Annotated in this window: 8 protein-coding genes, 1 tRNA gene and 1 pseudogene; 7 read left to right on the top strand and 3 right to left on the bottom strand. The window is 46.7% G+C overall.

Annotated elements, in window-relative coordinates:
* From Q0668_RS12465 to Q0668_RS12455, 3 genes and pseudogenes are all read left to right on the top strand, one after another.
* A partial coding sequence (locus Q0668_RS12465) for a P27 family phage terminase small subunit (protein WP_298865018.1) occupies positions 1-233 on the top strand: 233 nt, incomplete at its 5' end.
* Between the two features lie 88 nt (positions 234-321).
* Positions 322-786 carry a hypothetical protein gene (locus tag Q0668_RS12460; RefSeq protein WP_298865015.1) on the top strand — a complete coding sequence of 155 codons (465 nt, stop codon included), beginning with the start codon at positions 322-324 and terminating at the stop codon, positions 784-786.
* A gap of 314 nt (positions 787-1,100) precedes the next feature.
* Positions 1,101-2,165, top strand: a pseudogene (locus tag Q0668_RS12455) (site-specific integrase); the annotation flags it as partial.
* Between the two features lie 177 nt (positions 2,166-2,342).
* Here the strand turns inward: Q0668_RS12455 and Q0668_RS12450 are convergent.
* Positions 2,343-2,416 (bottom strand) — tRNA-Arg (locus Q0668_RS12450).
* Between the two features lie 307 nt (positions 2,417-2,723).
* On the opposite strand from Q0668_RS12450, the gene Q0668_RS12445 reads away from it, so the two are divergent.
* The gene (locus tag Q0668_RS12445) at positions 2,724-4,388 is read left to right on the top strand and encodes a Na/Pi cotransporter family protein (RefSeq protein ID WP_298865012.1); all 1,665 of its coding nucleotides are present in this window, start codon (positions 2,724-2,726) and stop codon (positions 4,386-4,388) included.
* Between the two features lie 34 nt (positions 4,389-4,422).
* On the opposite strand, the gene Q0668_RS12440 is transcribed toward Q0668_RS12445, so the two are convergent.
* Both Q0668_RS12440 and Q0668_RS12435 read right to left on the bottom strand, forming a co-directional pair.
* Positions 4,423-5,523, bottom strand: a complete 1,101-nt coding sequence (locus Q0668_RS12440) for an acyl-CoA dehydrogenase family protein (protein ID WP_298865010.1) — start codon at positions 5,521-5,523, stop codon at positions 4,423-4,425.
* 132 nt (positions 5,524-5,655) lie between these two features.
* Positions 5,656-6,969 carry a hypothetical protein gene (locus Q0668_RS12435; RefSeq protein WP_298865007.1) on the bottom strand — a complete coding sequence of 438 codons (1,314 nt, stop codon included), beginning with the start codon at positions 6,967-6,969 and terminating at the stop codon, positions 5,656-5,658.
* Between the two features lie 210 nt (positions 6,970-7,179).
* Here Q0668_RS12435 and Q0668_RS12430 point away from each other — a divergent pair, with 210 nt between their 5' ends.
* The 3 genes from Q0668_RS12430 to Q0668_RS12420 all read left to right on the top strand — a co-directional run bounded on the left by Q0668_RS12430 (position 7,180) and on the right by Q0668_RS12420 (position 11,178).
* Complete coding sequence (locus Q0668_RS12430) at positions 7,180-8,274, top strand: tetratricopeptide repeat protein (protein WP_298865005.1); 1,095 nt, start codon at positions 7,180-7,182, stop codon at positions 8,272-8,274.
* Positions 8,275-8,757: 483 nt separating this feature from the next.
* Positions 8,758-10,014 (top strand): trypsin-like peptidase domain-containing protein, encoded by a 1,257-nt coding sequence (locus tag Q0668_RS12425; protein ID WP_298865003.1) that lies wholly within the window; start codon positions 8,758-8,760, stop codon positions 10,012-10,014.
* Between the two features lie 237 nt (positions 10,015-10,251).
* The gene (locus Q0668_RS12420; protein ID WP_298865000.1) at positions 10,252-11,178 is read left to right on the top strand and encodes a thiamine-monophosphate kinase; all 927 of its coding nucleotides are present in this window, start codon (positions 10,252-10,254) and stop codon (positions 11,176-11,178) included.
* Positions 11,179-11,357: the final 179 nt, after the last annotated feature.

The following is an 11,357-nucleotide window of genomic DNA, read 5'->3' as shown; positions in this document are numbered from 1 at the left end:
GTGAGACGGTAAAGGAAGAGGGCAGCTATATTACCCAGGTCAATAAAAGCGGTGGTGAGTACACGACAGAGCATCCAGCAGTAAAGGCACGTTCCCGTTACTGGAAGGAAGTAGAAAGCATGGCGCGTCAATTCGGATTAACTCCATCGGCCCGGACTGGTTTAAATGTCAAAAATCCAGAAGGCAGGGAAATGTCTGCACTTGATCAGATTTTAAGAGGTGGCAGGAATTAGTTGTGAGGATGGACGGGTCCTCTAAAAGAACCGTATTTCCAAAGGTGATTCGGACTTCTCGCAAATTTTTGTCAGTAAAAGGTAAAAAATGGGTTCTTCTACTTCCAGTTCTGAAAATGAATTCATCGCTTCGACACATGCAGAATGTGCTCGGTTTTTCAATGTGTCAACTAAGACAATCCAGATATGGCTTGGCGAAGGTTGCCCGGGAAAACGGGGAGCGTATCCATTAAACGAGATGGTGCAATGGGTAAAGAATAACCGTTGGTGCAAATCATCAGACCCACTATTGGCAGGCGGCGACAGTGACAATCTGGAGCGTTACAGGGGCGTTAAGGCCGATCTAGCTGAGTTGGATTTGGATGAGCGCAAGGGAACGCTGATAGATCCTGATTTAGTTCGTGATGCCTACGTTCAATCATTGCGGTTTATTCGTGATGCAGCAGAGCAGATTGACCGGCAGTATGGCAATGATGCATTCCTGATCATCTATGAGGCATGGGAACGAGCAGAGAAATACATCATGAAGGAACTTGCTGACGATGGACAATAACCAGAAAGCCGGGGTCCTCTGGGCAGTATTAACGCATGCGGTTTCGCCTTCGCGGAAAACACGGCGATAAATAAAAAAATACAAGAACATCACCACCACCATACAGGCGGCTATGTGGGGAAAAGCGGTATCAGAGGCTCAACAATGAAAAAACATGCTGATTGATACCTGAACGGGAACAAGGCAATATTGACAATTACTGAGAAAACAGACATGGTTGAAAGTTGATTCTTCCATAGCAACGGGCTGCTGTTGATGGCCCATTGAACTATCAGCATTTCAGGTAAGTTTACTTATGCAACAAAGGAAAGAATATGGCGAGCGTATGCAAGAGGCCGAATGGACGGAAAACGATTCAGTTTGTCGGAGCAGATAAGAAACGGCAAACGTTACGGCTTGGTAAAGTGCCGATGAAAACTGCAGAGGCTATGAAAGTAAAAGTAGAACAGCTTATCGCGCACCGTATCACCAAGCATGCGCTAGATTCATCAACGGCCACTTGGCTGACTGAAGTAGAACCGGAAATGCTGAAACGTCTGGTTGGTGTTGGGTTGGTCGATGAACGCGAATCATCCAGGCTTGAGGATTATTGCCAAGCCTATTACAAACTCAGGGAAATCGACACCAAGCCGAACACGCAGAAGAAATACAGAAACGCGATCAACTATCTGTATGACTTCTTTTCCCGGGATCGTCTGTTGAAGGATATCACCCCAGGAGATTGTGACGAATGGCGGCTATGGTTGACAGCTAAGGGATTGGCAGAGAACACGGTACGCAAACATTGTGCAGTGGCTAAAGTATTCTTCTATAACGCAGTCAGAAAGAAACTGATCACAGAAAACCCGTTTGCTGATCTAAAAGCAACGTCGATTCCTAATAAGTCGCGTGAATACTTCATTACAGCGAATGAGGCACAGCGCGTGATTGATGTTTGCCCCGATGCGGAATGGCGGTTGATTGTGGCGTTAGCTCGTTACGGTGGACTCAGGACGCCTTCAGAGACGTTTGCTCTCAGATGGGAAGACGTCAATTGGTCAGACAATCGGTTTTATGTGAGCAGCCCCAAGACAGAACGATACGAGGGTAAGGAAGGGCGTATCGTGCCAATCTTCCCACAATTGCGGCCATACCTTGAGGAATGTTTCGAGCTGGCAGAGGACGGGGCAGAGCATGTGATTGTGAGATATCGCGTAAATAGCTGCAATCTGCGAACCAGTATGCAGAAACTCGTTAAACGAGCTGGTTTGAACCAGTGGCCGCGACTATTTCAGAACCTCAGAAGCACGCGAGAAACGGAACTACTGCAGGAAGGGTTCCAATTGCAAACGGTTGTTGCATGGCTTGGAAATTCGCCAAAAGTAGCCCTTCAAAGCTATCTTCAAGTGCGAGAGGATGACTATGAAAAGGCCGCACAAAAAGCGACGCAAAAAGCGACGCAGTACCCTGCTGTATGCGGTGAACTGGAGCAGACAAGCGACAAAACAGAGACCGCTGCATGTCCTAACCAGCCCACGCCTTACATTACAATACCCCTTGGTACCAAAGGACTTATATACCCCCGGCTGGGCTCGAACCAGCAACCTCTGGCTTCGGAAGCCAGCACTCTATCCAATTGAGCTACGGGGGCCTGAAAAAGGAACTAAACGCTTGTATCAACCCTGTTTTCAAGTGGTTTCCTGAGCGCCGATTCCTTCCAGACTAAGTCTATGAACTGATTTACCGTGAGGGACACGATCCCACAAGCGTTAGTTCTTATATTTTCGTGCCGAGTTGAAAGACAAGCCCGCTAGAGACTTGTATTATTAATGAATCTTCATGATAAAGAGGCGAAATCTTAACACGAATCAAACCAGATGAACACCTATCGAGACTACCCACTCTTGAGAGAAAAGAGAATGGGACTTTAAGATCAGTTAACAGGGTCAAATAATACAATGTTTGAAATGGTGACTACCCTCATCGGAGGTTTGGGAATCTTCCTTCTGGGTATGAAGTATATGTCCCAAGGCCTGCAATCTATCGCTGGAGCCAGCCTGAGACGCTTGATCGGTGCCGTCACCAACAATCGCATCTTGGCAACCATGGTGGGATTCCTGGTCACCGTGCTGGTTCAATCCAGTTCTGTGACGACGGTAATGACCGTTGGTTTTGTGAATGGCGGTCTGATGTCGTTGACTCAGGCTATTGGCGTGATCATGGGCGCGAATGTCGGCACAACGATCACTGGCTTGATTCTCGTGCTGAAAATTGGCAAATATGGCCTGCCGATTCTGGGTGTAGCCGCATTCGTCTATTTATTGACCAAAAATGAAAAAGTGCGTTACACGGCTCTCGCAACCATGGGCATTGGTATGGTCTTTTACGGATTACAGCTCATGAAAACTGCCTGTAAAGACGTGCAACATATGCCCAAATTTCTAGAATGGTTTGAATTTTTTCAGGCAGATTCTTTTGTCGGACTTTACCAGTGTATGCTGGCTGGTTGTATTTTGACAGTCCTGGTGCAATCTTCCTCTGCCACACTTGGGATCACACTTTCTCTGGCTGCAACGGGAATCATTCCCTTTGAGACGGCAGCCGCTTTGGTGTTGGGAGAAAACATTGGTACCACTATCACTGCTTTGCTCGCCTCTCTAGGAACGACGACCAACGCAAAACGGGCTGCCTATTTTCACGTTTTATTTAATATCGGTGGCGTGATCTGGATTTCGACGATCTTTTTCTGGTATGTCGAATTTATCCCCTGGCTGATCGATGTAGATGTCAACAAAGCGGTGATGATCAACGGAGCAGCAACGTTTCCTGGTAGTGCTAAGGCTGTTGTAGCGACTCACATGGTCTTTAATATTTTGAACATGCTTGTCTTTCTGCCATTTGCTGGCAAGATGGCAAAATTATTGACGCAGATTGTCAAAGATAAACCACAGGAAGTCGCACATTTAACCAGCCTGGATATCCGCATATTGGAAACGCCCGTGCTAGCGATTGAACAATCGCGTGGGGAAGTGATCAAGATGGGGAATCTCTGCAATGAAATGACCCAGATTCTCTACCATATTCTGTCGCAAGAGAAGCCTGATCCGAAAGAAGTGGAAAAACTCTTCGAAGATGAAAAAGAGTTGGACCGGATGCAGGATGAAATTACTACTTATATTACGCATTTACTGGCCATGGATCTGCCTCAGGATGTGATCACTCAAGGACGCTGTCAGTTAAGAATGGCGGATGAATATGAATCGATCAGTGATTATCTGGAGCGAATCGCTAAGTTTCGGCTGAAATTAAACAAGCAGGGCAGGGTCTTTGATGAAACCCATAACAATTCATTACTAGACCTGCTTCGCATGGTGGAAAAACAATTAAATCATGTGACTTCGGCTTATCAGCAGGAAGACATGGACGTTGTTTCTGCAACAGTCCATTCCGGGGAAGAAATCAAACAGAAAGCAAAAACATTACAACGTGAGCACTTGGATTATTTATCTGCAGAGAAGGTCGATCCTTATATCAATGTCTCTTACACTGCAACCTTAAATGCAATGCGACGTGTGCGGGACCATGTTGTTAATCTGGCTGAAGCAATGGCCGGTGAAAAGTAAGCTGTCATAAAAACTGGCAGCCGAACAGACAGGATCAATCCAATACGCAAGCAAATTCGCGCATGTTGGCATGTACGACCGGCTGGGGACAGGACCAGACCAGAAAAAACATCGCTTCGCGGATGGCCCGTTCTGCGGGATGACCTTTAACGAAGCCGGCACCTTTGACAGCCGCCAATAATGCCTGTGAGGCACGCAGGACCAATGAATTGGAGCGTTCGCGAATGTTCTCGGAGATCGCGCCGTTTACTGCTCCCGAATTGAGGGCGGCCATCATCTCATTTACGAGCTCTTGACATTCGGTATGGAATGGCTCAAAGATTTCCACCAGATCGGGTCGCTGATCGGCTTCTACTTTGAGTCTCATTATCGCGCGGCGGGCCACTCCCAGTGCAAGAGCCGACGTTGTCAAAGAACCTGCGCCTCCCTGACCATCGGGACGTTTCAATACATTTTCGACAGGGCCGGCAATCAAATACTCTGCAGGGATGAGCACTTGATTGAGTTTGACGGCGCCGGTTTGCGAACCTGTCATCGATAACATTTCAATGGGTGACTGTGTTTCGACTCCGTCCAAACCGGTGTTGATCAGACCGAGAATTTGCGTTCCTTCTTCACAGACGCCTCCGGTAAGAATGTAGTCGGCGTGAATGGCGCCCGTCACCCAGGGAACAAATCCATCTAGAATCCAGCCTGCAGGTGTCTGTCTGGCGGAGACGGTTGGTTTACTGAGATGCTGTCGTGAGGTGGTCAAATGCGAAATTCCGACAGTGGCAAATTTCTTTCCCGTTATTAACTCACTGAATATTTTAGATTTCAGATCCTGATCTTCGGACCAGTTGATTCGCTGGCAGGCCGCGTTGAACTGGGTTAGCACAAAGGTGGTTGTCAAACAGGCTTCTGCTAATTTTGAGTATCCGTAGGTCATCTCTGCAGAGTTCAAGTCGGCACCGCCGAATTCGAGAGGTACATTCCAGCTCAGTACATCCGCCTGCTTGAGCGCCGCCCAGGATTCGACAGGCCAGTGAGATTCGGAACCGGCGCGCTGGCTTTGTTCGGAAATTGTCTGTAGCAGGGCTTCGAACTCTTCTGTAAAGCGTGCGGGTCTATTTAGATCAGAAGGTAATTCGGTCATCGGGATACTCATTGATAGAATGCAAGACGATTAACTCTGCTAGTCAGTCTATAAAAAAAGCCTCATACTCGAAAGTATGAGGCTTGTCTCTGCTGAAGAAGTTATCAGATATGCATGTTATTTCCTGAATTATTAGTTACAGGAAGCACAGCTCGTTTCACAAACCGGACAATCAGGTACCTGTACCATGACTTTTTTGGCAACATGTCGACAAACCTGAACTTTCACTTCTTTCTCAACCTGATAAGGAACGCAAACGGTATAACTCTGTTTGACAACTGTAGGAACCATTTTGCAGACCGTTACTTTACGAGTGCAGGTTTTTTGCTGTGGTACACAAACGGTGTAACAGACGTCGCGTGTTTTTTCTTCTTTGACGTAAGAGCAGACTTTCACATCGCAGGTTCGTGTTTCCTGCTTACAAAGCCTGACATTATAAGTGTACTTTTCAGGCACACATTTGACTTCACAGACTTTCGCAGTACGACTACGTTTTTCCTGTTTGCAAAGTTGAACATTGTATGTGTACTTTTCAGGAACACAAATGGTCTCACAGACTTTGACAGTACGGGTTTTCTTCACTGGTTTGTAACACTGAACTTCATAAGTGTAAGGAACCTGCTCACACTCTTGACGATATGAAGTGTGTTCCACTTTTTTCTGAACGATCTTAGAGACCCAGACGCGTTGAGTACAAACGGGAGCACAAGCAGTCTGGCAACAGTTGTTGCAAGTACCACAACCACCACAGGCGGGGGCAGGGCAGGCGGACTGAATGGGTCGTTCTTCCCAGTGACCGCGATCTTCACAAACCGTATGGTAGCTCTTTACGGGAACGCATTTCATTACGGTCCGCATTCCCTGTCGCTTTACCTTGTAAGGAACATTGACACAATAATCCTGTTTGACATTTTTCATGACCACTTTTTGTACCTGGCGGGTTCCGGTCCGCTTTTCTGTATAGGGCACGTTTACATAGTAGTCCTGTTTCACATCTTTCCAGAATGTTTTTTGAACCTGACGGGTTCCGGTGCGCTGTTCTGTATAAGGCACGTTTACGGTGTACGTCTTTTGCGCGGTCTTCCAGACCGGTTTACAGACGACATACTTTTGCGTACGTGTGCGCTGTTCCGGAACGAAAACTGTGTAAGTTTGAGTTACCTCTTTAGTTTCGGGTACTCTTTTGCAAACAGTCACATCGCGCTGATGGGTTTCCATGCGGTACGCAGTGCATTTCACCTTGCGAACTTCGGTTACCATTTGCGGAACCATTACTGTCCGTTCGACTGTTTTGCATTGTGGTCGACAGACAACCGTTGCACACGGATTGCAACCAACCTGACATGGTGCCGCACTGACGCAACACTGTTGAGACCGACACTTTCCGGCCTGAGCTGCCGATGTCATCACCAAAACAGCGGCTAAAGCACATAGTACTTTATACATTTGATTCACCTTCTTCCCCTCTCACAGTTGTTTTCAATATCTAGCAAAAAATGACAATTCATGAATTCTCATTCCCTTTTTCTTTGGGAAAGAGTGCGGCCCGGTCATAGAATCACATGTTAATCTAGGTTGTCTGCGAATTATACTAATTATATCAAAAATTTTCCAATTCCTCAGAATCTTCACATCAGAAAGCCCGGATCACGATCCATGCCACTGAAATTTAAGCTGAATTTGACTCAAATCACACTATTTTGTGCTGTGTTCTTTTGTACGCATGTTTTTGGCGACGAAGCACCGAAAATCTTTTCACGGACGGCTATCGTCATATCTCAGAACGCAGAGATCAAAACCAGCGGCGGTACGATTCAAAAATTGAGTCCGGGTGAAGTATTAGTGGTGACTCAGTCCAACAAAGAATGGCGATGGGTTCCGTTGCTGGGGGGTTGGATCCGGGAAAACGATACCAAAGAACCTGCGGCATTGATCACGTTTCTGAATCAGGCGATATCAAAGAAACCAACAGCCGAACGCTATCAACTGCGAGGTATTGCCTTTCAGGTTCTGGAGAATTATGAAAAGGCGCTGGCTGATTTTGATGCTTCACTTAAAATCAAAGCTGACAATGCACACATCCATGTGAATCGTGGAAATATTTTCCGTTTGCAAAAGAAGTACCCGCAAGCCCTGATCGATCTCAATCGTGCGCTGGTCCTCGATCAATCCAGTGCCAACGCATTGCATCTCCGGGGTCTGGTCTATTTTGAAAACGAGCAAACTCAACAAGCTATTGCAGATTTCAGTGAGGCAATTCGCATCAACGGTCAAATGATCTCTGCGTTGAATGCCCGGGGAATCGCCTATCGAAAAGAAAAGCAGATCGATCTGGCATTGGATGACTTTAATCAGGCGATCAAGTCCAACCACTTCGTATCCGAACTATTTAGCAATCGTGCAGGTGTCTGGGAAGAAAAAAAACAGTTTGAGTCTGCCATAAATGACTACAAACGAGCGCTCGAATTGAATCCCTCATCCGAAACCGCACATAACGATCTAGCATGGCTTTACGTCACCTGTTCCGACTCAAAATATCGAGATCCACAGGCAGGAGTCACCCATGCATTGAAGGCCTGCGAGCTAACAGAATTTGGCGACTGGAATCTACTGGATACACTGGCTACCGCTTATCATGAAAACAATCAAAGAACTCTAGCAGTGGAAACTCTCAGAAAAGCGATGCAAAAAGCACCCTCCGCAGAAAAAAATCAATTAAAAAAGAAACTTTTGATTTTTGATAAATCGTGAAATTATACTCAAGAGATTTGTTCCTGAGCGTTATCAGGGCAGGACTTTCGCAAATTTGAAAACATTCCAGCTCTCCCGTCCGCTCTTCACGATAAATCATGAGCCATTCTTTCCGCTTCTGCGATATTTCTGGAACTTTAGGCGTCTTGATCCGCATGCTTTACCCAGGCTAACGGCTTGTGATCTAGGTAAACTATTCCAGAGATCTTGTTCGTAATTAAGACACTGATGAAATCATTCCGATATCCAGTCTACGGAGCATATAAGGACGCCTCCGGTCGGTAGATGGAACTAGGACACGCGAGAGATCGCAACCGCCACCTCGATGAACTGAGCCACCGAATGATTAAGTGCTTTTATAAACTTACACTATGCATAGTAATTCTTTTCACTGGGTTAAGTGCAGATTGTGAGAACAGTGTAGCTTCCGATATACGTAAGACTCCGCTAGTACGCGCCATTGAACGTGCCAAAACCTCCGTGGTGAATATCCACAGCGAGAAAACAGCGCGTACAGATGATTCGCTCTTCGGTTCTGCAAAAAACCGGAAAGTGAATGGTATGGGTACGGGAATTGTTGTCGATTCCCGTGGTTATATTGTGACCAATCATCATGTTGTTGATGGTGTGGATTCTCTGCGCGTGACCATGCTGGATGGCAGTACATTTTCTGCGCGAGTGATCTCTTCAAACCAGAGCGAAGATCTGGCGATTATCAAGATCAATTCTACGAAGAAATTGACTGTCATGCCTCCCGGAACTTCTTCCGATCTGATGTTGGGAGAAACGGTCATTGCCGTCGGAAACGCATTTGGCTATGAGCATACCGTGACATCGGGTATTGTCAGTTCCTTATCTCGGGATGTCGAAGTCAACGAAAAACAGTCATACAAAAATTTAATACAGACCGACGCCAGCATCAATCCTGGTAACAGTGGTGGCCCTTTGTTGAATCTTGATGGTGAAGTCATCGGGATCAATGTTGCCATCCGAGCGGGTGCCCAGCGAATTGGATTTGCGATTCCCATTGACGATGCACGAAAAATCATCGCCAACCTGATCAGTACCGAATTACTCGATCACACCTATCACGGAATTCAAGCCAATGATGTGAAGCAGGGAGACAAGCAGATGCTTGTCCTCAAAACACCATCCAAGAACAGTCCGGCAGAAAAATCTGGTCTCAAAAAAGATGATATCGTAATGAAGGCAGGGTCAGTGAATGTTGTCGACCGTGCTGATCTGGAGCGGGCCTTCATGGGACACAAGGCAGGAGACACGATTGATCTTTTGATCCGACGGGAAGATAAATCACAAACCGTACAGATCACATTAGCAGACAGTACGAATATTGCACGTACGCAACCTGTCAGCGTACCCATCGTACGAGCACAGAATAACGAAGTTTCCAATGATCCCACTCTGGAAAAGACCTGGCAATTGTTGGGAATTCGAATTTCCAAACTTCCGGATTCTCAAAAGCATCTGATCAATTCACGGTACGAAGGTGGCATGTTGATTGAAGAAGTTCGTCCTAAGAGCCCTGCAGCCTTAAATGGTATGCGGAAAGGCGACATTCTGGTGGGACTACATATCTGGGAAACGGTCAACCTCAGTAACATTTCCTACGTACTGAGTAATTCAAAACTTTCCAGTTTCAGTCCACTGAAGTTTTACATCCTTCGTAAAAATGAAACTCTCTATGGTCATCTGCCGCTCAACCTGACCACCAGCAACTAGTCATTCAAACGGATTTCCTTATATAGTTCATCCTGATCTTTCAGCCCGATACTTGGTTTCAAAACATGTATCGGGCTTTTTTTGTGGATTTGTCTGTTCGAAAAAAATCCTGTCCGAATTCGTCTATGGCTGGCCCTCGCGGAAGATTACACAGATCTGCTATGATGAAATGCTGTGGTATTTGCCAAAATCGAATCCTGAAATTCTGTCGCATCGGCTAGTTCCTTTTCATCGCACATGGTTTCCTCATTTCACGAATTTGATCTCATTCAGTGGATACGTAAGCAATGCCCTGATTCACCATCAAACGTAATCGGCATTGGTGATGACGCTGCGATTATTCAGCCGTTGACTGACAACGAATTGCTGCTTGCGACTGACATGTTGATGGAAGGGACGCATTTTACCTTTCCGCCGGCCACTCCCAAACTCGCAGGTCGCAAAGCATTGGCTGTCAATTTAAGTGACATCGCGGCGATGGGCGGAGTTCCGCATTCCGCGCTGATCAGCCTGGCGTTGCCTCGCACTCGAGGACCGGAATTTGCCAAGTCTGTGATGCAGGGGATCATTCAACTGGCAGACGAATTTCAAATCCAGATTATCGGTGGCGACACGAACAGTTGGGATGGCCCCCTGGTGATCAATGTCGCTATCATCGGAACGGCAGCTTCCTCTCGGTCGATACAGCGTTCCGGTGCGACTCCCGGAGACTGGATCTTCGTCACCGGTGAGCTGGGAGGCAGTTTCGCATCTCACCATCTCACATTTACTCCCCGTGTGAAAGAGGCCGCTCAACTTAGAAAGTCTGTCAGCATCAATTCGATGATCGACATCAGTGATGGTCTGGGATCAGACCTGCATCATATACTGTCAGAATCACAAGTGGGCGCCGTGTTGAGGAAGATAGCCATACCGATCAGTCAACGCGTTTCACTGGAAGAATCGCCTGCAGACCGCATGCAACACGCTTTGAATGATGGAGAAGACTTTGAACTGCTATTTACCGCTTCTCCCGAAGCAGGGCAACTACTGCTTGATCAGAGCCCTATCAACTGCCAATTGACACACATTGGTGAAATCAGAGCAGAGCAGGGAGCGTTTCTGGAAGATGATGCAGGTTCAGTGACACCTCTTGAGCGAACGGGCTGGAAGCATCAGTTCTGAAGGGCGCTAGGGTTTAATCAGAGACGTCCTTGGTAGTGTTTCTTATTTGCAATAGTGCTTTTCAACTTGGGAGGAACCGTGGCTAACGCCATTCGGCTAATGATCAAACAACGCCATTCGGCTAAATGATCAAAAACAAGATCAGCCGCAAGGCATTAGCCGCGGTTAATACCGATCTC

The organism is uncultured Gimesia sp., assembly GCF_937910335.1.
GTDB lineage: Bacteria > Planctomycetota > Planctomycetia > Planctomycetales > Planctomycetaceae > Gimesia.
Note: the sequence above shows the minus strand (reverse complement) of the source record. Positions and strands in the feature narration are given on the sequence as shown.